Source organism: Psychrobacter sp. UBA3962 (assembly GCF_002385225.1).
In the GTDB taxonomy this organism is placed as follows: Bacteria; Pseudomonadota; Gammaproteobacteria; order Pseudomonadales; family Moraxellaceae; genus Psychrobacter.
In genome coordinates, this window is sequence record NZ_DGDC01000036.1 from 1 (window position 1) to 24,029 (window position 24,029).

A 24,029-nucleotide genomic window follows, 5' to 3' on the forward strand; every position below is an offset into this window, starting at 1 on the left:
TTATTTTTTAGAATTGGTATTAGGTTTGTTTAGCGCTTAAGCAGTTTTGCTTTTCATAACGGGGTCAGCGGCTGCAGTGAACAATACGTCGGTTGACGAGTTAAGCGCTGTTTCTGCCGAGTCTTGGACCACACCGATGATAAAGCCAATGGCCACAACTTGCATTGCAATATCATTAGGGATGTTAAATAAGCTACAAGCCAGTGGGATAAGTAGCAAAGATCCCCCGGCCACCCCTGAAGCACCCGTAGCAGCGATGGTAGCGACCACACTAAGTAATAAAGCCGAACCAAAGTCCACTGGAATACCCAAGGTATGAGCGGCAGCTAAAGTTAATACGTTAATAGTGATGGCAGCACCCGCCATATTAATCGTCGCCCCCAGGGGTAGGGTCACTGAATAAGTGTCTTCATGTAAGCCCAGCTTTTTGGCTAAGTTCATGTTGACTGGAATGTTCGCCGCTGATGAGCGGGTAAAGAATGCAGTAATCCCTGACTCGCGTAAGCAAGTAAACACCAGAGGATAAGGGTTTCTACGGATACTAAAGGCCACAATAATAGGGTTAACGACTAAGGCAATGAACAGCATAGAGCCCAGCAGTACCGCCAGTAGACGGCCATAGCTTGCTAAGGCTTCAAAGCCAGTTTCAGCAATGGTATTGGCCACTAAGCCTAAGATACCAATAGGAGCAAAGGCAATAACAAAGCGCACCACATTAGAGATGGCCTCTGATAAGTCAGCAACCATGGTACGGGTGGTGGCAGAAGCTTTACGTAACGCAAAACCAATGATTAACGCCCAAGCCAAAATACCCATATAGTTGGCACTGGCAATGGCATTAACCGGGTTGTCTACTAAGTTCATAAGTAGCGTGGTTAACACTTCTTTTAACCCTGAAGGAGGGGCTTGATCAGCAACCGCCTCAATGGTGTTTAGGCCAATAAGCTCGGTTGGGAAGGCGAAACTTGCTACCACAGCCGTTAAGGCGGCCAAGAAAGTGCCGAAAATGTACATGATCAACACAGGCTTCACATGAACTTGGCTTTGACCTTGGTGCTGACTGACTGCCGCCATGACCAAAATGAATACCAAAATAGGCGCCACAGCCTTTAGCGCACCCACAAATAAGGTACCAAGTAAGCCTAACGCGATACCCACTGAAGGCAATAACCAACCTATTAAGATACCAATTACTAGCCCAATAATAATTAGAGGCACCAAGCCGATGCGCTGGTACATGTCAATAAGGGCTCTCATAAGCTCTCCAAATAAATGCTAACTTAAATAAATCAGCACGAAAATAAAAAATAAAAGCATACCGGGCATAAGGCCTAGCGCCCATGCCTAAATATCTTTAGGGTATATGATTTGATTGAGAGATAGAGTTTTAAGAGCTATTGACAGTGAAATTATAGTAAACGCTGCTCCGCTAAGCTCTATCACATAATCAGATTATGCCCTGATTATACAAAACTTGAAATCGTCTGCAACAGATAACTATAAATTGCTTTTAATAATAAGCACAAAAAAACCAGCTAATGGCCGCTAACGCTCTAAGGCTATACAGAAAATAGAGTCAGCAATATCAGAATTAAGCAATAAGAGGATTAAGTAATAGCAGGACTCACTAACAGAGAGTTAGTTAATAGGATAGTAGATAAGCTCAAAGCCTAAGTCGCGATAGGCTCGGTATTTATCACGGCCTTGCTGCTTACTGACTTCATCAGGAGTGATGATTTCCAAGACCCGCTCAGGCAACGTCCCATTTTTGGATAAAGCAAGGGCAGTCGGAGCCAGATTTAGAACCACGCCATCGAAATTTGGGGGAAATGAAGAGAGTAGGGTCACAGGGGCAGAAAGTTTTTCTGCAGTGACTTGATTATCAGTAATAAGCGTATGTGGAATAAAGCTGGTGGCATCAAAAGACCATAATTGCTCGTCTAATGCCTGAAGTCGATTTGTTTGATCGTCAACGATGACTAAGCTGTATTCGCTTTTATTCAAAACGGTCTGGGTCAATCGACACACAAAGTTTAGCACCGCCTCAGCATCAACGGCTGAGGCGGTGCTTACTGCGGTGGCGTCTTGTTGCATATAACGCTCACCGAGGACATAAAAACTAATTTGCATAAGTAGCTTTTATACGTCTGGCAGTCAGATTACTGCTGAGACATATTTTTTAGATACTGCATGAATAAAGGAACAGGACGGCCTGTTGCGCCTTTTTCTTTACCTGAGTTCCAAGCAGTGCCTGCGATGTCTAAGTGAGCCCAGGCTTGACCCTCTTCGATGAAGCGAGACAAGAAGCAAGCAGCCGTTACTGCTCCAGCGGCGCGGCCACCAATGTTTTGGATATCGGCAATAGGAGAGTCCAACTGGCTTTGATATTCATCATCAAGAGGCATGTGCCAAATTAGGTCACCTGATTGATCACTGGCGTTTTCTAGTTCAAACAATACGTCTTCATCGTTACTGAATACCGCTGAACGCACGTGGCCTAAGGCAATCACACAAGCGCCTGTTAAAGTGGCCACATCGATGATGGCACGTGGGTTATAACGCTGAACGTAGCATAGCGTATCCGCTAGAACCAAACGGCCTTCTGCATCGGTATTTAGAATTTCGACGCTCTTACCGTTCATCGCTTTCACGATATCACCTGGGCGAGTTGCTTCCCCTGAAGGCATATTCTCAGCACAAGCTAAGGCGCCCACTACGTTAATAGGCAGACGCGCTTCACATAAAGCTTTCATGGTCCCTAATACAGAAGCTGAACCGCCCATGTCGAATTTCATCTCATCCATCGCCGCACCTGGCTTGATTGAGATACCGCCTGAGTCAAAGGTTACGCCTTTACCCACTAATACGATAGGAGCGTCAAAGGCTTCTTCTACCGATTCAGCATCGGCTTCTGCCTTTTTAGCTTTGGCTGCTTTTTTCGGCAACTTATCGGCCACAGCTTTGATATTGTTGGCTAAGGTATCTGCAAAGCTGTTTGAGCTGCTAGTGGTAATGGCTTGGTTTTGGCCTTGGTACTCAAGGATAACCAATTGACCTTCACGTACAGAGCCGCGAGACACTGACAAGAAGCAGTTCATGCCCAGCTCTTCCATTTCGCTTTCGCCCAATACCGTCACTTTCAGTAAGTCTGGGTAAGCTTTGGCCAGCGCTTTGGCTTGGTCAGCCATATAAACTGGGAAGCAAATATTACCTGGCTCATTGGCCACATCACGGGCCAAAGATTGACCACTGTGAACCGCCGCCACATAGTCGATAGTGGCTTGCTCAACACTGGCTGAAACCAAAGTGACTTCAGAAAGTTTAGGCTCAGTGGTTTCAGACTTATATTTGTCAAAACGGTAGCTGGCGTTTAGTAACTCTAAGGCCAGTTGCTGTAGGCTTTCATCAGATAGATCATCTCCAATAGCCACGGCTAAGTTAGTCACGCGCTTCTGAGTATTCTTATAAAGCGCAGTCGCAATCTTTTGGATAGAAGCTGAGTTGATTTTCTCAGGTTTGCCCACGCCCACTAATAAAAGTTGTAACGGCGCTTTTTTGGCATCGGCTGCCAGAGCAAAGTCTGCTACCGTTTCACCCAGCTTACCACTGAAGTCAGAAACAGCGATTAAATCTTCGATACGTTGCTGATAGGCTTCTAAGCCTTTGAAGTTGCCTATTAGGTTGGCTTCGTCATCTACCAACACAGCCAAACAATGGCTTTGGATATCGTTATTAGCGGGCGCCTTTTTTAGTAGTTTTTTTGAGGCCAGCTTTGGTAAAGTTTTAGATACTGAAAGAGTTAAGCTCATAATCATTCCTATGTGTTATGTGATGAGTTTGTTTTTATAGTGTATTTTGACAGTGACTCAGGGCTTTAAAAAATGCTTTGGGTAAGCAGCTTTAGCCATAACCCTAAGCATTACTGTTGTTTTAATTTTAGAGTTATTAAGGGCATAAACCCATAATCGTTAATGAGGATAGCTGTTTGTCTGGCTCACGATGATATAGGCATTGAGCCTATCGCATAGTCTAACATATTGGCCTAGATTATGGGCAGATAGAGGACTATTGCCCCTCTAAAAACGTCAGAACCATGCTAGGATAGATAGACCTTATGCGCCTGACTTTGTGGGTTTTAGTTACCCTCTAAAGTCCACTGATAAATTAACGTCATTTTTTTATATTGAGTCTGGATTTATTGTTGATCTAGCCTAGATTTGAGCCTAGCCATTATAGCGACTACCCCCATTACCGGTGTTAAGATTATAATAGAGCTTGGTTGTCAGTGTTTTATTGCCAAACGATACTCTGTGACCCATTGATGTATGTGCTTTGTTAATGAAGCCCAATATATTTCCTAATTTCTAGCATAATCCTTTATGATTTGCTGAAATAATGGCGGTCATAATAGCTCCCTTTAGCTATGGCTGTCTTATTTATAGCTGTATACGGGGTTAAACCGTTGTTTCATTCCTCTAATCTAATTTGAGTTTGCCTGTGATTTTACGCCGATACATGACCCGACAAGTTGCCTCAACGACCGCCTTGGTGTTGGGGTTTTTGGTGGTATTACTACTGGGCGGAAGAATGATCCGCTACTTTGGTATTGCCGCTGAAGGGCGCCTTGATGTGGGTTTGTTGTTTGCCATTATTGGCTATAACCTGCCTTACTTCTTAGAGCTGGTCTTGCCTCTGTCCTTTTTTATCGGGTTGATGTTGGTATTTGGTCGACTGTATGTGGACCAAGAAATGGCCGTGTTGAATGGCAGTGGCATCTCACGAGGTCGTTTGGCCCGATTAATGATTCCCTTTATTTTATTATTGTTTGTTTTAGAGGCAGGCTTGTCTTTATACGGCAAACCTTGGGGAGTTAGAAATTCTGACAATATCTGGCAGCAGCAGTCATTAAGCAGTGCTTTTGATTTGATTCGTCCCCAGTCTTTTATTAGCAGTAACGACTACCACCTATATGTGGGGAGCATGAACGAAGATCGCACCGAGTTGCAAGATGTGATACTGGTGCAAACCGGAAGTCAAAGTGAGGGGGCAAAATCTAACCCGCCTAGTGTTAGCGAAACCGCTGTCGATGAGACACAGGGTGCCCAGGCCGAGGCGCCTACTTTATCTCCTAAAGCAGATAAAACCATCACTGAATTGACTAAGCCGGTTGCCTCAGCAGCTTCAAAAGAAGCGAATGATCCCAGTAAAGCTGAGCGGGATGTGATTGTGTTGGCAAAACGAGCGGTACAAGTCGTGGGAAGTGATCAAGCGGATACCACCCAGCTAGATTTATTCCAAGGCCGACGTTATGAAGTGGGGGCGGACAGCTTGGTGTATAACCAAGTTAGTTTTGAGCGTTATCGCATTAGTATCAATCAACCGCCAAGAGACATTATTACCGATGATAATGTCACCACTCAAAGCTTACCGGTATTGTGGCAAGCCGCTACCGGTCAAGCAGCGCCAGTCATTGACCTAAACGCAGCGTCAACAGACAAAGCGCCAGTGACTACTCAAAAGCCTGATCAGCAACAAATCCTAGCGGCTCAAGCAGAGCTTGGCTATCGCTTATCTTTGCCTTGGTTGATTATTTTGGCACCGATGTTGGCGGTTCCTCTAGCCCAAGTTCGGCCTAGACAGGGGCGTTGGTTGAGGCTGTTACCGGCAATTATTATTTATGCCAGCTGTGCCTTGGTAGTTATTTCGCTGAAAAACTCAGTAACTAAAGGCTCTGTCTCTGTTTGGAGTTATCCTTTGGCTATTATCAGTTTTATGGTGTTGGCACTCTATCTTAACTGGGCGAGTCGAATTCATCACAGGGTACGTTTCAGACTCGGTCAACGCAAGTTGGCTACTAATTCTAATAATACTTTTGATAATGGAGGCCGATCATGAATCCTATGAAGTCTGGCGACTCCAAAACCTTAACTGGCGTAAACTCAGGCAAGATTATCTCGCGCTATGTCAAAAAAAATGCCCTATTTGCCATGCTATTTGCGGTGATAGGGCTGTGGGCACTGCAGATGATCTTTGCCTACTTGGCAGAATTAGAAGACATCTCAGACAGCTATACCTACTTTGAGGCCTTGACCTACATTTTTTATAAATCGCCCTATTTTTTAGAGCAGTTTACCCCCACAGGCGCCTTATTAGGAGCTGTCGTTGGCTTGGGCTTATTGGCCAATAACTCTGAGCTTATTGTGATGAGGGCGGCCGGATTAAGTATTAATCGTATTGTCGGCTGGGTGTTACAACCCGCGTTCATATTCGTCATATTGGCGCTGGCGATCAACCAATATGTTTTGCCTGAGTCTAATTTAAAAGCGAATCAGATTCGCAAGCCTGATACCGCTTTACTCGCGTCAGTCAATGGCTACTGGACCTTACAAAATGCGCCTGCTGTCGGCGAAAAGGCGCAGCAAGAAGGCATGGGTCACAATATCATCTATATCGACTATGCAGACGCCAATGGCAATATCGGTAAAGTAAAGCGCTGGCATTTAGATGAAAACAATAACTTAACGGCGGTGTCTAAAGCGTCGGGCGGTATCTATCTGCCTAAGGCCAATGAGCAAACTCAAGCCAGCTTGCAAGATTTGACCAAAGCAGAAAAAGAGCTGATTAACTATCAGTGGAAATTAGAAGACGTTACTACTTTAAAGCTAGCAGAACGGGCGGCTATTACTCAATCTGAAGAGATTGAAGCCACAAAAGAGGCGTCTGAGGCAGAGAGCAGTGCCGAATCAAGCCAGGCAGTTTCGAGCAATGTCAGACAGTCACAGGAAATTGTGTTAAATAATGAGCCTTTGGTGTCCAAACAGAATCAATCAGATGATGTGATTAATCTGCCGATATCGCCCAGCTCAGTGTATTTATTGACCCGTCGTGCTGAAGATTTGTCCCTGACTCAATTGTATGATCATAAGCGTTTTAATGCTTCGCAAGGCACCCGCTCATTAGAGCATGAAGTGGCTTTTTGGCAAAAACTGCTATCGCCATTTGCTATTTTATCGCTAGTGATTGTGGCCTGTTCTTTTGTGTTTGGTTCACTGCGCACGCATAGCTTGGGCCTGCGTATTGTGGTGGCTTTAATCTTTGGTTTGCTGTTTAGCTATATCCAAGATTTAACCAGCTTTGTGGCCTTAGCCACTGGGGCATCACCGTTATTGATGGTATTGTTGCCCATCATTGGCAGTGCAGCCTTGGGCTTTTATTTGATTAAACGCCAGGGTTAAATTCAGGGCTAAATTAAAGACAGCGGTTGTTGTTTATTTAATAATAAAATACAAAAGGTTAGCAAAAATAAGAGCCCCGACTTTCAGCAAGTCGGGGCTCTTTTTAATAGGTTTTAACCAAACTGAAATTATAAACAGTTGCCGTTATTCTTTAATCGCTCGGGTAATGGTGTAGGTTTTACCTTGTTTTACTTTATCAGCATTGCCAAAGACTTCGGTGAAAGCGCGTTTCATAAATTGACGCAGACCGTTAATGGTCACCACATAAAAGCGGCCACCGCTACGCATTTTGCTATAAGCATCTAACAAATATAGATAATGCTGCTCTTTACCTACTTTGGCGGGCAGGTTAGACATTACTAGGCTGAAGTCTTTGTTGGGATCAACGTGATTGAAGCCGTTTGATAAATGGACGTCCACATTGGTTAGACCATTTTTTTCACAGTTACGGCGCGCATATTCAACCGCCATAAAGTCCTTATCAATAAGGGTATGTTGGCCTTGAGGACATTCTCTGGCTGCAGCCATGCCCAGCACCCCATAACCACATCCTAAATCAATTGAGTCATCATCCACTTGAAAGTCAACATGATCCAGTAGCATCAAGCTGCCAGCATCTAGCTTCTCTGGAGAGAAGATACCCCAAGTGGTGGTGAAGTGCATCGGCGCTCCGAGCACCTCTTGAGTAAACGCAATGTCTTCGCGCCAATGTTTGGCTTTTTGTAATAAATCAGCAGGAGGGGTGTGGGTCATGGTGTTGCCTTAACGAATAATGGAATTGTATGGTCATCTTAGAGCCTGTAAGCTGTTTGTGACTAGGTATACTCAGCGATTACCCAATCCACCAAGCTTTGAAAGTCATCAAAGGCTGCGGTTGGCTTTAGCTCACGAATATCTTGGCCGTAATTATAACCGTAAGACAGACCTAGTGTGTCAATATTGGCGTTTTGACCGGCAAAAATGTCATTTTTTGAGTCGCCAATCATTACCGCATACTCTGGGGCAATCTGTAAGGTGCGACAAACATGACGCAGGGGCTCAGGATCTGGTTTCTTAGCGGGTAGGCTGTCGCCACCCAGCACTTCGGTAAATAACTCACTCCAGCCAAAAGACTCTAGAATTTTTGGCACAAACTGGCTCGGTTTATTAGTAACCAATGCTAGGGTAAAGCCCGCTTGCTTTAATTTTTTTAGGCCCTCGCTTACATTAGGGTAGGCAACGGTATTGTCGCCACTTACTTTGGCGTAAGCGTCGAAGAATACCTTTTCAGCGTGGTCAGCCTCCTCTTTGCTTAACTGACCCTCTGCGACCTCTACAGAGCCAACCAGCGCCCGTTCTATCAACATCCGTGACCCATTGCCCACCCAATTGCGGACGGTCTCGATAGGATAGGTAGATTTACATAAGGTGGTAAGCATATCATTCGTGGCTTGTGCCAAATCAGGCACACTATCGATTAAGGTGCCATCCAGATCAAAAATAAGCAGTTCTTTTTTTACAGCAGTCATAGTTATCTCGTAAAGCTAAAGGGTTATAAATATAGAGAGTTATAAATAAAGGTTAAATTAATCTACGTCTTTGTATTTTTCGCGATGTGCTTTTTTCATCTCAAGATAAGTGTCGTTGGCTCGACATAAATCCCATTTCTGTTTAAATATTCTAGCCGACTCGGCTTTGATTGGATCTTCATCATCCCGAGGTAACTCTTCTCGGCCATGCGAACCACTTTGGCCTTTTTTATCGTCAGGCACGGGGCCTTTATATTTTTTGCCGCCCTTATGATTGGCATAACGGCGGGCACGGGTATAGCCCATCTGCAAAAACTTGCGCGCCATATCGGCACCCACAAAATCACCTTGCTCTAAATAATCCAAGAACATCTGATAAATTTTATCACTGCTCTCAGTAGCAACGTCAGGGGTGGCAAAGCGCCAATGTGGTAGGATTTCGGACTTATAAGGCTCAACTAATAGAACCCCTTGCTCACCACGGCCCACGCGGTATAGCTCTGGGTGCTCGCGTAAGTTTAGCGATTTATAGTCTAGGCTGTAGTCAAATTCACGCATAACAACATCCACATTGCAGATTTGTAGATAGCAGATTTATAGACAAAAAAGGACACTTGTCTAAACAGTATAGCTGCCAAAAGCCAGCAGTAAATACCGACTCTGTAACCTGAAGGCTAGCGAAGGGCTATTAAAAGGCTAGATGATGAGCGTGTTAGGGATACGTATTAACAGAAGGGCGTGTAGATAAGTTAACAAAAGGGTTAACCTGATTTTGTCACTTAGAGTAGGTTTAGGTTATAAACTTATAACGATAAAAAATCACAACCATAAAAAAACCCTCAAACTAAATTAGCTCGAGGGTTATTTATGCTGTTAAGCAGTATTCGGTATAAAGATGGTGGCTCGAGGCAGAATCGAACTGCCGACACAAGGATTTTCAATCCTTTGCTCTACCAACTGAGCTATCGAGCCGTCTTTATGAGGTCGCTATTAAACTAAATATTTGATGACCTGTCAACCCTTTTTCTGAAAATAAATAAAAATAGTTGAAATAATATGAAATAAAGGTCGAATATTCAGAATTAGCCGCTATTTTACCCGAATTAATTCATATTCGCTCATAATTCTATGAACTTGCTCGTCAACAGGCATAAATTGACGAACCCCTTTTTTAATCTCTTTATCATATACCATTTTAATAAACTTGGCATCGATGCCGCGATTAACGTTTTCAGGATGCATTGCCAAATACTGCAGACGCTTGGTATCGGTCTGACCATCATCAAAGCAGCCAATAACGGCAATGGGCTTATCATTAAACATACCCACATACATCAGGGCACCCCGTTTAAAAGCGGTCTCAAAAAGAGCCAGCACCGACTCGCTATCTTTTAGGTCGCCTATATTGGCATTTTCAGCAGTATAGAGCTTGGCAATACGCTCACGCAGCTCACCGTCATGAGTGGTCTCGCGCATAATAGGCGCGTCAAAAGAATTAATGGCAACAGCTTCTAATGGCATACAAACCTCCCAGAGGTTGAACTGTGAGTTTAAATAAAAAGGGGCTTAAATTAAATTTATATCAGTATTTTAGCAAACTATCTGCGTTTAAAGGGGCCATATATGGCTTAAAAGTATTACCTTTGCTATCATCAAGTGATGTTTGTTGTTTTTATCGCTATTTAGCGACTGTTAACGGGTATTGTTCTTTTATTAACCAACCAATTATTAACGAGCCAATTATTTATTAGTGAGCCTTACTGCCATGACTACTGAAATAAATTTAAATCCAGCCAATCGTCCCAATCGTGTTGCCAGCGTAGAGCGTAATACTGCCGAGACTCAAGTGAGTGTGACTGTCAACCTAGATGGGACAGGTCAGGGTAAAATTGACACAGGTGTGCCTTTTTTAGATCACATGCTAGACCAAATCAAACGTCACGGACTTTTTGATCTAGACATCACTTGTAAGGGCGACACTTATATCGATGACCACCACAGTGTGGAAGATACCGGAATTACCTTAGGTCAGGCGTTTGCCAAAGCTTTGGGTGACAAAAAGGGCATTCGTCGCTATGGCCACTTCTATGCGCCATTAGATGAGTCATTAACCCGTGCGGTGGTAGACATCTCGGGTCGCCCAGGTCTGCACATGGACATTCCTTTTACACGCTCACACGTGGGCAGCTTTGATGTGGACTTATTCAGCGAATTCTTCTTCGGTTTTGTAAACCACGCTTGGATGACCGTACACCTAGATAACTTAAAAGGCAAAAACAGTCATCACCAAATCGAATGTACCTTTAAGGCTTTTGCCCGTGCCTTACGTATGGCGTGTGAATACGATGAGCGTGCGCTAAATACATTGCCGTCTACCAAAGAAGCGTTATAGTCTGCCTCGTAAATACTTTGCTTCGTAAAAAGCTAAGCTAAATAGTTAAAAGACTAGAAATAGAGACTGGAGGCGTAAAGCTTCCGGTCTTTTTTTATGGCAATTAAATTTAGTCCCCCAAAGTCATAAAAGCCGTTTATAATTTATTGAGTTATATAGTAAAAACCAATAAGCCAAAGAGACCAATTTATGACCAAAATCGCACTTTTAGACTACGGCATGGGCAACCTGCATTCTGCCAGCAAGGCATTATCGGCAGTGGGGGCTGAGGTGTCGATTACCAATGATCCTAAGATCATTCGTGCGGCGGATAAAATCGTATTCCCAGGCGTTGGGGCAATGCGCGATTGTATGGCTCAAATGCGCGAGCAGGGCATCGATAAGGTAGTGCAAGAAGCTGCGTTTAACAAGCCGGTCATGGCCATTTGTGTCGGTATGCAGGCCCTGTTTACCGAATCATTGGAGTTTGAGCATACTCAATGCTTAGACATCGTTTCCGGTCAGGTCAAAAAGTTTGATCCAAGTTGGACAGATGAGCAGGGAGCGACCATTAAGATTCCACATATGGGTTGGAACACCATCTCTGGTATGGATCGCAGTCATCCCCTTTGGCAGGGAATTGATGAGCATGCGCATTTTTACTTTGTACACAGCTATTACTGTGCCCCTGAAGACAGTTCGTTAACAGCTGCTGTCTGTGATTACGGCCAGCCCTTTTGTGCCAGTATCCTAAAAGACAATCTTTTTGCTACTCAGTTTCACCCTGAAAAGAGCCATAAAGATGGGCTACAGCTCTTGAAGAACTTTGTTGAGTGGCAGATTTAAGGGTTACTAAGCGTTTTCTTTTTTAATTAGCCCAATAATCAAAACCGCGATGAGCTCAAACCAGTCGCGGTTTTTTTATATAGCACAGTTTAAATTAGCTTAACTAGTATTTCATTAAGACAAACAACACCAACAAAGCCTAACCCTACCGTTAGTTTTGTCGCCTATACTAAGGCTTTACTTTGGGTGGTTTAGAGTCTTGAAAGACGGTACAGCATTTGTTGCGTAATAAGTTTGGAGTCAAAATTGGTTGGGTTTCAACAGTTTAAAATATATGTCACTGATTTTACGGGATTAGATCGAGATTCTCTGCATATCTATGTCGGCATAGGGGTGTTTTTATTTAGCCTGTTGGTAACACGACCCTTTGTGCAACGCCACCTAACCCGGCTTAATATTGCGCTGCTGGTGGCTACCTTCTTTGCGCTTTTAGGCGAGTATTTAGACTTAAGTCATAACTACCCAAATATTACTGGCGAACATCTACGGCTGAGTATTCACGATATTATTAATACCTGCTTTTGGCCGTACGCGCTATATGCAGTGAACCGTTGGACCTCCTTGTTTGATAAGCATAGTTAGCGAGTCATAGTAAGTTACTAAAAATAGTGAGTTACTAAAAATAGCGGTTTAATTTAAGCGCTAAATCCTATACTTTAAGGGAAGCTTCTTTTATTTTAAGAGGCTTTTTTCTATTTTAAGAGGTTTTTCATTTTAAATAATATATCAAGGATGAGATATGACACAGCAAACCGCAACGAATACCTCAGTAGCCACACAACCAGATCCGTTAGTTATCCGTCAGGACAGCAGTGATAATAGCGGTGTGGTGACCCTGACCTTAAACAACCCCAAACAATTTAATGCTTTATCGGTGGCCTTGCTTACTGCGCTGCAAAAAGAGCTGGATGAAATTGAAAAAGACAAGTCTATCCGAGTGGTGGTGATTGCGGCAGAAGGCAAAGCGTTTTGTGCCGGTCACAACCTAAAAGAGATGCGCGCCCATTCTGAGAGAGAATTTCATCAGGATCTTTTTAATCAGTGTAGTCAGATGATGCTGACCCTAAACCGCATGCCACAAGTTGTCATTGCCAAAGTGCAAGGCATTGCTACCGCAGCAGGGTGCCAATTGGTGGCCTCGTGTGATTTAGCAGTGGCCTCGACTACCGCCAAGTTTGCCACATCAGGCATTAATGTGGGGCTGTTTTGTTCCACGCCTGCAGTAGCGGTCAGTCGCAATCTATCTCCCAAACAGGCTTTTGAAATGCTGATTACCGGTGAGTTTATCGATGCCGAGACAGCGGTGGCACAAGGTTTAATTAACCGAGTGGCAGAGCCTGAGCAACTAGACAATGAACTGCAGGCGTTGATCCAAGCCATTATCGGCAAATCTCCTGTGGCCACAGCCACCGGTAAGCAGATGTTTTATAACCAGCTAAGCATGAGCCTGCCAGACGCTTATGACTATGCCAGCCAAGTCATGGTCGATAATATGATGGCGAAAGATGTGGCAGAAGGCATTGATGCTTTTATTGAAAAGCGACAAGCTGTGTGGACAGGGCATTAATGCCCCGAATGGCTAACTGACCAGCCAACTAACTAATGAAATCAAATGACCCAGCCTAAAAATTTGTTTTGGTTGGGTTTTTTATTGCCTTTCCTGTAAACACTTAGTTGTTTATTTTTGATGTTGGCTTTATTGTTTCTTTTTATTTATAATCATTCAAACTATAAGTTATGACAAGGATGATTATGACTACTCCCTTTTATTTAAAACTTGGTAAGCTCTCTGAAACCAACGTTCAACAGTTGGCCCCTTCTTTTTTGAATATTCCCGAAAACGAGTATAAAGACGGCGATTATCGTTTGCGTCGTTATAGCGCTTTTACTTTCAGTGGCAATAAAGTCAATAAATTGCCTTACCGGCCCTTTAAGCAATCTAGTGAACTGAATAAGTTTCAGGGCGATATCGCGCGCGACTATCCTGATATTGAAGCGTCTTGCTATGAAAGCAATGCTTTTCAAGAGATGTTTGCTCAGTTTTACAGCAATGCGGAACTTCCTGTAGACACAGAGGTTGAGGTGCATCAGCTACGTATGCGTGCTAAGCCCAACCAAACCATTGCTATTGCACCAGAAGGGGTGCATCAAGATGGGTTTAATCGTATTGGTATGTTCTTCGTTAATTATGAAAATTTAACCGGTGGTGAGCTGTATGTGCATGAAACGCAAGACAGCAAACCTATGCTGGATCACCTATTTAAAGAGGGTGAGTTTCTAGTATTAAACGATGCGCTTTTTTGGCACAGCGCCAATGATGTACAGGCCAATCAAGAAACCGGCTATTTTGATATGTTTGTCATCACCGGTGACAAAATTAAGTAGCGGCTCAAGTCGCTGTCTTTTAAATGCATAACAAGGATTGCTTATGCCACTTGATATTAACGCCATTCGCCAACAGTTTCCTGCGCTCAATCAAAGCGTAGAAGGTAAAACACCTATCTTTTTTGATGGGCCAGGCGGGTCGCAAACCACCGAAACCACCCTTAATGCAATACGTGATTATTTTGCGTTTTATAATGCCAACTTAGGCTCCAATTTCTTTTCTGGGGTTAAAACCACCGAAGTCATGCAGCAGGCTAGAGAGGCTGTGGCAGCGTTGGTGAATGCCCCCTCAGCCGATACTATTTCATTTGGTGGCTCAGCGACGATGCTGATGTTTAACTTTAGCCGTGCCATAGGACGTGACTGGCAGCCAGATGATGAAATTATCGTCACCGCCGCTGACCACTATTCTAATGTGTCTTCGTGGCAGCACATTGCCAAAGACAAAGGGGTAACGGTACATCAGATAGCCGTTGATGAGACGACTTTTGAGATTGACTACGATGAGCTGGCCAGCAAAATTAATAACAACACTAAGTTGATTGCTTTTACTCACGCCTCTAACACCCTAGGAAGTGTGCTCGATGCCAAGCGTATTGTTGAGATGGCAAAGTCAGTAGGGGCCTTAATCTTTATTGATGCGGTGCATTATGCCCCTCACTTTAGCCTTGATGTTCAACATTTAGATTGTGACTTTTTGGTATTGTCTGCTTATAAATTTACCGGACCTCATGTGGCGGCCATTTATGCCAAAACTGAACATCTAGAGGGGTTAATCCCTTATAAAGTAGAGCCCGCGACTGAAGTTGCCCCGAACCGTTGGGAGCAGGGCACTCAGAACTTTGAAGGTCTAGCAGGTATGACCGCTGCCATTGAGTACTTGGCCTCTTTATCAGGTCAAGAGTCAGCAGATAACACTTTACGTAATCGTTTAGAGACTGCCTTTGATAATATCAAAGCTTATGAGCAAACCTTGTCTGCACATTTCTTAGATAAGTTAAAAGCGATCGAAGGGGTAACGCTCTATGGTAAAAAAAGCGTAGAAAGGCGTAGTCCAACCTTTGCCTTTAGACTGCCCAAAGGAACGCCTGCAGAGTTTGCAGACTTCTGTGCTAAGCGAGTCGTGGGGGTCGGTGCTGGTAACTTCTATGCGCAAGGCCTATGCGAACAGTTGAGTATTATGGAAGACGGTGGTGTGATCCGTGCCGGTTGTCTACACTACAATACCATCGAAGAAATAGACGTGTTATTTGATTTGATAGATGAGTTTTTGAGTGCATAAAAAAAGCCCAACCAATTGGTTGGGCTTTTTGCTGTTATAAAATTATGTACTATGAAATCATGAAAGTATCAGGCGTTAGGCCACATTTTCTGCGGCAAGCTGACGCAACACATAATGTAATACGCCGCCATGACGCACATACTCACGCTCTTTTGGCGTCTGTAGCATCACATTCACCTCAAAGCTTTCTGTACTGCCATCAGCACGTGTGGCAGTAACTGTCGCAGTTTTGCTTTCGCCGTTTTCAAGCCCGGTGATGCTTAACACTTCTGAACCGTCTAGATTATAGGTTTCTGCATTTTCGCCTTTTTTGAAGGTTAATGGCAGGACACCCATACCGACTAGGTTAGAACGGTGAATACGCTCAAATGAGCTGGTCAATACCGCTTTGACACCCAGTAGGATAGTACCTTTGGCTGCCCAGTCACGGCTTGAACCTGACCCATATTCTTCACCACCGAGTACCACCAAAGGACGCTGTTCTTGTTTGTACTTCATTGCAGCATCATAGATGGCCATTTCCTCACCATCCTGTAAGGTCGCTTTATCACCGCTGAAGTAATACGTATAGCCGCCTTCTTTGCCACCCATCATTTTGTTTTTGATACGGATGTTGGCAAAAGTACCCCTGGTCATGATTGCATCATTACCACGGCGTGAACCATAACTGTTAAAGTCTTCTTGCATCACTCCGCGTTCTTGCAAGTATTTACCCGCTGGTGAATCAGGAGCAATATTACCGGCAGGAGAGATGTGGTCGGTGGTAATTGAGTCACCAAATAAGCCTAAAATGCGAGCATTTTCAATATCTTTAATGCCTTCTGGCTCCATCGTCATGTCATCAAAGAAAGGTGGGTTTTTGATGTACGTTGACGCTTCACTCCAGGGATAGAGTTGGCTATCTGCTGAGCTAATGGCATTCCAAGCTGCGCTACCGTCAAACACTTTACCGTAGTTTTTGCGGAACATATCGGCATCGATGTTATTGGCAATCAGCTCATTAATCTCTTCCGACGTAGGCCAGATGTCTTTTAAGAATACATCATTGCCTTCTGGGTCTTGGCCGATAGGATCTTTAGTTAAGTCGATATTTACGGTACCGGCAAGGGCATAGGCCACGACTAGAGGTGGTGACGCTAAGTAGCTCGCTTTCACATGGGAGTGAATACGACCCTCGAAGTTACGGTTACCAGATAGTACCGCAGCGGCTACTAGGTCTTTTTCTTCAATGCCTTTTTGCACAGATTCTAATAAAGGACCTGAGTTACCAATACAGGTGGTACACCCATAACCCACTAGATAGAAGCCAATTTTTTCAAGCTCGTCCATTAGTTGTGATTTTTCTAGATAATCAGTCACTACTTTAGAGCCCGGTGCCAATGAGGTTTTAACCCAAGGTTTGGCGGTTAAGCCTTTAGCAGCGGCTTTTTTGGCCACTAAGCCTGCACCAATCATAACCGCAGGGTTAGAGGTATTGGTACAAGAAGTAATTGCAGCGATGACCACAGAACCATCATGCAGATCATGTTCTTGATCATTGATGCTAATCGTTGAGAATACGTCAGGTTTAGCAGACAAACGATCGGCTTGCTCTTGTTCCCCGCCTTCTTGATCAAAGCGTACTTTACCTTCTACTTCTGATTTACGGTCTTTGGTCATCGCATGTAGCGTTTCACCAAAACGTGTATGCATATCAGATAAATTAATACGCTGCTGTGGTAAGTTTGGACCGGCTAGAGCAGGCTGTACAGAGGATAAGTCTAAATGCAGATTGCTAGAATAGGTCGCAGCTGGGGTATTGCTATCGTGCCATAACCCTTGCGCTTTGGCGTATTTTTCAACCAACTCAATTTGAGCTTCATCACGGCCTGACAGACGCAGATAATCAATTGCCATCTGGTCAATCGGGAAGATACCACAGGTTGCGCCATATTCAGGTGACATGTTGGCAATCGTTGCACGATCCGCCAATGGCATATTGTGTAGACCTTCACCATAGAACTCAACGAACTTACCGACCACACCGTGAGCACGTAGCATTTCAACCACACGTAATACTAGGTCAGTTGCGGTCACACCTTCTTGTAGCTTACCTGTCATTTCAAAACCAACAACTTGTGGGATAAGCATTGATGAAGGCTGGCCTAGCATAGCAGCTTCGGCTTCAATACCGCCCACACCCCAACCTAAGACACCAATACCATTAATCATGGTGGTGTGGCTGTCAGTACCGAACACGGTATCGGGATAAGCGGTCCATTCGCCATTTTGCTCACTGGCCATGACCACACGCGCCAAATACTCTAAGTTAACTTGGTGCACGATACCTGTAGCTGGCGGTACTACTACGAAGTTTTTAAATGCGTTTTTACCCCAGTGCAAGAACTCATAACGCTCGTTATTGCGCTTAAATTCGATTTTTTCGTTTAAGTCTAAAGAGTCTTCACGACCATAGACATCAACCTGTACCGAATGGTCGACCACTAGTTCACTGGGAATAAACGGGTTAATTTGTTCCGCTTTACCACCCAGTTTGACTACCGCATCGCGCATAGCGGCCAGGTCGACAACAGAGGGCACACCTGTGAAGTCTTGTAGTACCACACGGGCTGGCATAAACGCAATCTCTTTTGACGCTTCGGCACCGGCATCCCAGTTGGCTACGGCTTCAATGTGATTTTCACCGACAGATTGTCCGCCGTCTTCATTGCGCAGTAAGTTTTCTAGCACAATTTTCATGCTGTAAGGTAGGGTATTGATATTGGGGTATTTTTCAGCAAGTTTGGGGAGGCTGTAATAGGCATGGTCTTTGCCTGCGACCGTTAACTTGTCTTTTACATTGAATATATCACTCATAGTGGCTTCCTTTTCTATTTATTAACTTATTTTTTATAAAAGTTATTATTGATTGAGGGGGCTAATAATGTATTCACTAAACAAGGTCTCATTGGCTACAGAGAGCACTTATTAGGGAATAATTTGAGCTGTTGTTAGAAGAGATATCCCCAAGTGGCTTATTAGCACGACCGTAGGGATAAGATGACAAACGTCCTTGGTTTTTTGTCATTGTTACTACCATAACAAAGATTGTGGTATTTATTAAGGTTTGGACGTAGTTGCCTCGTGTGAAAATCGTAACAGAAAATGGTGAACTGCCTGCTATGTTGCTTGTTAGAGGCTATTGGGTGGCCAGAATGGTGGGTGTCTAATTAATAGGCCGTTTAGGTAAATAGTAAATAAAGTCACTCTAAAGATATTCATATTAAAAACAGTGATTGTCAGTACTAATTAGCCTTTATATTAAACTTTAAATTTGAGGTAAAAAAAGGCCACCGAAAATTGGTGGCCTTTGTTATTATTAATTTATGGCTTCTTTTAACTTAGTGGTTTAACATAATCACTATTAGGCGTAATTGGACTTTCTCAGTATTTCGAAAAACTTAACAACGCTGTTTTTAAAACGTCTGATAGCAGAAGTTAATCCTTTCTGCTTAAACCCTCATTATAATATTTTTAGTGGGAACACAAATAGTTGGCTATTTCTTCACCAGTTGTGTCTGGATAAGCTATTATCCATTTAGAAGGGCTATCAATGCTGAAAGCTACTTCATCATTAAGCCTAAATATTATTGACAATGATCTAAGTCGCATAGGTTGGCTCTTACAATCAATCTGATCTAATTGCACCGTTGAGTCGTACTTTATATCAGATGATGTCTGAACATCATGGTAAGCTCGCTTGAAAAATGCCTGTTTATAACTTCCAGAACTTATTATTGAGTCTTTATCAATATAGAATATTGTATTCTTGCTTTGTGCAACTTGCACCCAATTAGATGCAGTGGCTGTTACTGAAATAAAACCTTTTACCGCTAGCATTGCCAACCTTTTCACACTAAACACCCCTAATACAATTTTTTCTTGATTATAGCGGCAGTACAGCTAATCAAATAATGCTTTCGAGCGTGACTCTTATTGGAAGAGTGTAGGTATCAATTAAAGTCAGTTAAGACTAAATTCAACTTGCACATTATCTTGTCCAAGCCTATCAGCTAACTTATCAGGTTGATTCACTTTACCAATGCGTGTATAGGAATATGATGAAGAGAAATTCTTATAAAACACCACTAACGTTGATGAGCCATATAACATGATGTCACCATTATAAATGGTATTGGCACGACTGGCATTCGTTGGCAATGCATTTGGTAACTGAGCGTACTTTTCGTTACTGTGCAAATCTTCCATATTTAATGTTAAGGGCAATTGTGCTGCAAACGCATGCGCAGTCGCATTGTCCTCAAAAGTTACTTCAAAACGATGTCCATCAACTGTCATCCACATATTCATCTGCTTCTTTTCTAATATCGGCTGCTCTGTACTATTGTGGCTTGTATTTTGTGTCAAACTTTCATGCCCAATGGGTGAGTCTGGTGTACGATTTTGATTATCAGCACAAGCGCTTAAGGCTGACATAACACCAAGTATCATTATAATAACAATCATATGGATCTTCACATTCATCTGTCAAAATCCTCTAAAGTAGTTGCTTTTTGGCCAATCGCGAGGTTAAAAACGCAGAAATCATTAAAATAATAGCACTCGCTATAAACGTTACTTGATAACCCTTATGATCAAATAAGACCCCGCCCAATGTTGAACCCACCGCAATAGCAAGTTGAATGACAGCCACCATCAATCCGCCACCAGCTTCAGCATTTTCTGGAAGCGTTCGAGCAAGCCAGCTCCACCAACCTACGGGGGCCGCTGTGCCTAAAAGTCCCCAGATGCCAAATAGTACAGACACAATCATGAGTGATGTTCCAAATAATGTGAACATCACTGCAATAGCTGCCATGATAATTGGAATAATAATTAAGGTTGCGTAAAAACGGCGATCTAGAAATATAGTAATGACACAGGTTCCAATAAAACCCATCGCCCCAATACCAAGTAAAATCAGAGATAGAGTAGAAGTATCAACTTGGGTAATGGTCTCTAAGAAAGGTCTTACATAGGTATAAAGTGAGAATTGCCCCATAAAAAACAAACTGACTGCGAGCATGCCAATCGTCACTATAGGATTACGTAATAAGCCCAAAATAGTAGGTTGCTTTGCTGAGTGATCGATCGTAACTTGCAGGGAGGGTAAACTAATCCACTGCCAAAAAAGCGCCAGTATAGCGATAGGAACCAGACAAAGAAACGCACCACGCCAACCAATGACTGAGCCGAGATAACTGCCCATAGGGGCTGCAATAACCATTGCCAGTGCGTTACCGCTGTTAAAAATTGCCATTGCTCGGGGTACATCTGAGCTTGGTACTAAGCGCATAGCCGTCGCCGCTGACATTGACCAGAAGCCACCGATCACTATACCAATTAACGCTCGACCTACCATATAAACCGTATAATTCTGTGCCAACGCAATAATGACACCTGATACAGCCATCATTGCAGTTAAAAGCAACAATAGTGTTTTACGATTCATGCTTCTTGCTATACGAGAGATCGTCAAACTTGTGATAACTGCAAAAGCACCTGAAATGGCAATACCTTGACCCACCATGCCTTCACTGATGTTGAGATCTGCTGTAATCGGAGTTAACAAACTTACCGGCATAAACTCTGAAGCAATTAAAGTAAAAACGCACAGTGTCATGGCGAAAACCCCGCTCCAGTAAGCAGGCTGCTCTTCAATTACTTCACTTTCTTTGGTGTTTAACATACCTATTCTCGATATTAATATATTTAAAACGTCAGTTTTTAAAGTGATAGAGCGGGCTAAAGAAGTCCCCCTAAACATAAATGAACAACCGGCCATCACTTAGCCGGTTGTTGTTATGCTTCATTAGTTGCTCTACTTTTATTTCAGATTTGTGCGAAAAAATTCTGTTAATTTGTCAAAAGGAATTTTATCTATGCGATCGTACAAATCGACATGGTTAGTATTAGGCAGGATGAGTAGTTCTTTGGGTTCTTTGGCTTTTTGATAAGCAGTTTCGCTGAAATATCGAGAGTGTGCGTTTTCACCAGCAATAATTAAAATGGGACGCGGAGATATCTCATCAATATAGCTCAGCAGTGGCATATTCATAAATGACAAGGGCATCGTAGCCGTCCATGCTCCGCTTGAGTTCACTGAATTTTTATGGAAACCTCTATCTGTCCGGTAGTAATCGAAAAATTCTTTTTGTACAGGGTTCGGGTTATTGTCCAAGGTTTCGGGCAAAATTCGATCCGCCGTGGTCACTTTGCCATTATCGTCTACATTGAGGTCATGATTGGCCGTTGCAGGTTTTCCTTTCTCTGCATCTACCCAGCGTTGTTGATTAAGGTGTTTTAACACGGCTTGACGATCGTTAGCGTCATAGCGATCAGTGCCATTACCTACGCCATGTCCCATTGCACGGCTCATATCGTACATGCTGGTCGTGGCGACCGCTTTAATACGTGTATCCATCGCAGCCGCATTCAGACCCATGCCACCCCAGCCGCAAATACCAATAACGCCAATCCGATCTCTATCGACTTCAGGACGTAACCCTAAGTAATCTATCGCTGCACTAAAGTCTTCAGTATTGATATCTGGAGAGGCTACATTTCTAGGTTGACCGCTGCTTTCACCTGTATACGAAGGGTCGAAGGCGATAGTAACAAAACCCTGCTCTGCCATTTTCTGGGCATATAGTCCTGATGCTTGTTCTTTCACAGCACCAAAAGGCCCACTAACAGCCAATGCCGCCAGCTTTTTGCCCTTATAAGTTTTTGGTATATAAAGATCTGCTGCGAGAGTGAGGCCATAACGGTTTTTGAACGTTACCTTTTGATGGGTGACGCTGTCACTTTTAGCAAAGGTTTTATCCCATTTTTGTGTAAGGGGTAGGATGGATGTGTTTGCCTGTGCCATATGATTCGCTCCAAAGAGGGTTGAACTGACAAGTAATCCTAAGCTAAGCTTTTTTATTATTGATAATGCAGTCATTGGTTATCCTTTGTAATGACAGACAATAACGTATCTGATGATTACTTATATTGTGTTTGCAGAAATAGTAGTGTTATAAACCAAGCAAAGCTTTTTGTAATCTATTCTTTGTGGTTATGAGATTATCTTATACTGCTACAATTCCAGTGATAATACCTATTTTTTAGCTTTTATTTATTCACTCAGGTTCTAAATATGCGACAACAAGAAAATTATAATGAGCTGCATGCTTTCTTATTGGTTGCTCAAGAAAGCAGTTTTACTAAAGCTGCTATCAAACTTGGAATATCACAATCCGCATTGAGCCGCTCCATCAAATTATTAGAGCAACGCTTAGGGCTACAGCTATTTACGAGAACCACACGCAGTTTGTCTTTGACACACGCAGGTGAAGCGTTATTTGTAACCGCTGAGCAGAGTTTCGGCTCATTAGATAAGAAATTAGATGAACTCAAGCATTTTCGAGAAACGCCTGCGGGGTTGGTGCGCATCAGTGCTAGTCAATACGCTATTGATAAAGTCCTTTTACCTAAATTGGCTAAGTTCAAGCAGCTTTATCCTGATATTGAGTTGGAGTTGATAAGCGATACGGCTCTGTCTGATATTATCAGTACAAAATTTGATGCAGGTGTACGCTTTGGTAGCTTGATTACTGACGGCATGATATCGGTGCGTATCGACTATGACGAGGAGATTGCTGTAGTAGGTTCACCGGACTATTTCCACGAGTTTGGCTTTCCTAAAACCCCAGTAGATTTGAACGATCACAACTGTTTGGGCTATCGATTTATGAATGGTGGTATGTATCATTGGGATTTTGTGATTGATGGCCAGCCCTATAAGTTAAAGACGCAAGGGCAATGGGTATTTTCGACTGATTATTCAGTGATTGATGCAGCAAAACGAGGACTAGGCATTGGTTATGTGCCCATTGATATGGTCAAAGAGGAACTAAAAAGTGGCCAACTCATTCATGTATTGCGAGAGTTCAGTCATACCTTTAGTGGTTTTCATCTATATTATCCGCATCACAATGTGTCACCTGCGCTACGCGCCGTTATTGATGCTTTGAGAGTTAGATAATATTTATTCGAATCTTAAGTAGCATTTTTATTCACTACGATAACAGCTCTGCTTTTAGTTATTAGCAATAAACGCTTTGAAATTAAATAAACACATAACTAAATTGAATTAATGTAGTAGGTATAAATAAATTTTAGTTTGCTTTTAGGGTTAGTTAAATATAACTCATGTATACTAGATTTAATAATGGACTACTTAAGATGTCTTCAAGGACTGCACATCATGAAAGATGAAACTATGGCAGAATTGATTAACACGAGTAATTATGGTCAGACTTTAGAGGGCTATAAAGACTTACTGAATCAAAGTATTATTAGGGCGTGTCCCTAATTTG

The 24,029-nt window shown here is 43.0% G+C and carries 21 protein-coding genes and 1 tRNA gene; 9 read left to right on the forward strand and 13 right to left on the reverse strand.

The genetic code is table 11. From position 1 onward, the window contains the following. Positions 1-36: 36 nt before the first annotated feature. The 3 genes from sstT to B3S92_RS08830 form a co-directional block, all read right to left on the reverse strand. Positions 37-1,257 carry a serine/threonine transporter SstT gene (sstT, locus tag B3S92_RS08820; protein WP_296205048.1) on the reverse strand — a complete coding sequence of 407 codons (1,221 nt, stop codon included), beginning with the start codon at positions 1,255-1,257 and terminating at the stop codon, positions 37-39. Positions 1,258-1,638: 381 nt separating this feature from the next. Then, on the reverse strand, positions 1,639-2,130 hold the full coding sequence (locus B3S92_RS08825; protein ID WP_296205050.1) for a DNA polymerase III subunit chi: 492 nt from the start codon (positions 2,128-2,130) through the stop codon (positions 1,639-1,641). A 29-nt stretch (positions 2,131-2,159) separates the two neighbouring features. Continuing rightward, a complete protein-coding gene (locus tag B3S92_RS08830) occupies positions 2,160-3,809 on the reverse strand; it encodes a leucyl aminopeptidase (RefSeq protein WP_296205052.1) in 1,650 nt (549 codons plus the stop codon). A 706-nt stretch (positions 3,810-4,515) separates the two neighbouring features. Between B3S92_RS08830 and B3S92_RS08835 the strand changes: the two genes are divergently transcribed. Together B3S92_RS08835 and B3S92_RS08840 are read left to right on the forward strand one after the other, a co-directional pair. Then, positions 4,516-5,895: an LptF/LptG family permease gene (locus B3S92_RS08835; protein ID WP_296205055.1), complete on the forward strand. Its 1,380-nt coding sequence runs from the start codon at positions 4,516-4,518 to the stop codon at positions 5,893-5,895. Then, a complete protein-coding gene (locus B3S92_RS08840) occupies positions 5,892-7,235 on the forward strand; it encodes an LptF/LptG family permease (protein ID WP_296205057.1) in 1,344 nt (447 codons plus the stop codon). The genes B3S92_RS08835 and B3S92_RS08840 overlap by 4 nt, the downstream gene beginning before the upstream one ends. Before the next feature lie 144 nt (positions 7,236-7,379). Here B3S92_RS08840 and B3S92_RS08845 read toward each other — a convergent pair whose 3' ends face one another. From B3S92_RS08845 to B3S92_RS08865, 5 genes are all read right to left on the reverse strand, one after another. Continuing rightward, positions 7,380-7,988, reverse strand: coding sequence for a class I SAM-dependent methyltransferase (locus B3S92_RS08845; RefSeq protein ID WP_077451326.1), 609 nt, complete (start codon positions 7,986-7,988; stop codon positions 7,380-7,382). Between the two features lie 62 nt (positions 7,989-8,050). Then, complete coding sequence (locus B3S92_RS08850) at positions 8,051-8,743, reverse strand: phosphoglycolate phosphatase (RefSeq protein WP_296205058.1); 693 nt, start codon at positions 8,741-8,743, stop codon at positions 8,051-8,053. A 57-nt stretch (positions 8,744-8,800) separates the two neighbouring features. Continuing rightward, complete coding sequence (locus B3S92_RS08855; protein WP_296205060.1) at positions 8,801-9,301, reverse strand: DUF4385 domain-containing protein; 501 nt, start codon at positions 9,299-9,301, stop codon at positions 8,801-8,803. Positions 9,302-9,639: 338 nt separating this feature from the next. Further along, positions 9,640-9,715, reverse strand: a tRNA-Phe gene (locus tag B3S92_RS08860). A 117-nt stretch (positions 9,716-9,832) separates the two neighbouring features. Continuing rightward, the gene (locus tag B3S92_RS08865; protein ID WP_296205063.1) at positions 9,833-10,264 is read right to left on the reverse strand and encodes a hypothetical protein; all 432 of its coding nucleotides are present in this window, start codon (positions 10,262-10,264) and stop codon (positions 9,833-9,835) included. Between the two features lie 244 nt (positions 10,265-10,508). Between B3S92_RS08865 and hisB the strand changes: the two genes are divergently transcribed. The 6 genes from hisB to B3S92_RS08895 all read left to right on the forward strand — a co-directional run bounded on the left by hisB (position 10,509) and on the right by B3S92_RS08895 (position 15,627). Then, on the forward strand, positions 10,509-11,135 hold the full coding sequence (hisB, locus tag B3S92_RS08870) for an imidazoleglycerol-phosphate dehydratase HisB (RefSeq protein ID WP_296205065.1): 627 nt from the start codon (positions 10,509-10,511) through the stop codon (positions 11,133-11,135). A 189-nt stretch (positions 11,136-11,324) separates the two neighbouring features. Further along, the gene (gene hisH, locus B3S92_RS08875) at positions 11,325-11,960 is read left to right on the forward strand and encodes an imidazole glycerol phosphate synthase subunit HisH (protein ID WP_296205067.1); all 636 of its coding nucleotides are present in this window, start codon (positions 11,325-11,327) and stop codon (positions 11,958-11,960) included. A gap of 246 nt (positions 11,961-12,206) precedes the next feature. Continuing rightward, a complete protein-coding gene (locus B3S92_RS08880) occupies positions 12,207-12,542 on the forward strand; it encodes a hypothetical protein (protein ID WP_296205069.1) in 336 nt (111 codons plus the stop codon). Between the two features lie 157 nt (positions 12,543-12,699). Beyond that, positions 12,700-13,527: an enoyl-CoA hydratase gene (locus B3S92_RS08885; RefSeq protein ID WP_296205070.1), complete on the forward strand. Its 828-nt coding sequence runs from the start codon at positions 12,700-12,702 to the stop codon at positions 13,525-13,527. 185 nt (positions 13,528-13,712) lie between these two features. Beyond that, positions 13,713-14,345: a 2OG-Fe dioxygenase family protein gene (locus B3S92_RS08890; RefSeq protein ID WP_296205073.1), complete on the forward strand. Its 633-nt coding sequence runs from the start codon at positions 13,713-13,715 to the stop codon at positions 14,343-14,345. A gap of 43 nt (positions 14,346-14,388) precedes the next feature. After that, on the forward strand, positions 14,389-15,627 hold the full coding sequence (locus tag B3S92_RS08895) for a cysteine desulfurase-like protein (RefSeq protein WP_296205076.1): 1,239 nt from the start codon (positions 14,389-14,391) through the stop codon (positions 15,625-15,627). Positions 15,628-15,702: 75 nt separating this feature from the next. On the opposite strand, the gene acnA is transcribed toward B3S92_RS08895, so the two are convergent. The 5 genes from acnA to B3S92_RS08920 form a co-directional block, all read right to left on the reverse strand. After that, a complete protein-coding gene (gene acnA, locus B3S92_RS08900) occupies positions 15,703-18,483 on the reverse strand; it encodes an aconitate hydratase AcnA (protein WP_296205078.1) in 2,781 nt (926 codons plus the stop codon). Positions 18,484-19,140: 657 nt separating this feature from the next. Then, positions 19,141-19,521, reverse strand: a complete 381-nt coding sequence (locus tag B3S92_RS08905) for a surface-adhesin E family protein (protein ID WP_296205080.1) — start codon at positions 19,519-19,521, stop codon at positions 19,141-19,143. 108 nt (positions 19,522-19,629) lie between these two features. Then, positions 19,630-20,103, reverse strand: a complete 474-nt coding sequence (locus tag B3S92_RS08910) for a cyclophilin-like fold protein (protein WP_296205083.1) — start codon at positions 20,101-20,103, stop codon at positions 19,630-19,632. A gap of 61 nt (positions 20,104-20,164) precedes the next feature. Beyond that, the gene (locus tag B3S92_RS08915; protein WP_296205091.1) at positions 20,165-21,355 is read right to left on the reverse strand and encodes an MFS transporter; all 1,191 of its coding nucleotides are present in this window, start codon (positions 21,353-21,355) and stop codon (positions 20,165-20,167) included. A gap of 138 nt (positions 21,356-21,493) precedes the next feature. Then, positions 21,494-22,612 (reverse strand): alpha/beta hydrolase, encoded by a 1,119-nt coding sequence (locus tag B3S92_RS08920; protein WP_296205085.1) that lies wholly within the window; start codon positions 22,610-22,612, stop codon positions 21,494-21,496. Between the two features lie 195 nt (positions 22,613-22,807). Between B3S92_RS08920 and B3S92_RS08925 the strand changes: the two genes are divergently transcribed. After that, the gene (locus tag B3S92_RS08925) at positions 22,808-23,695 is read left to right on the forward strand and encodes a LysR family transcriptional regulator (RefSeq protein WP_296205088.1); all 888 of its coding nucleotides are present in this window, start codon (positions 22,808-22,810) and stop codon (positions 23,693-23,695) included. Positions 23,696-24,029: the final 334 nt, after the last annotated feature.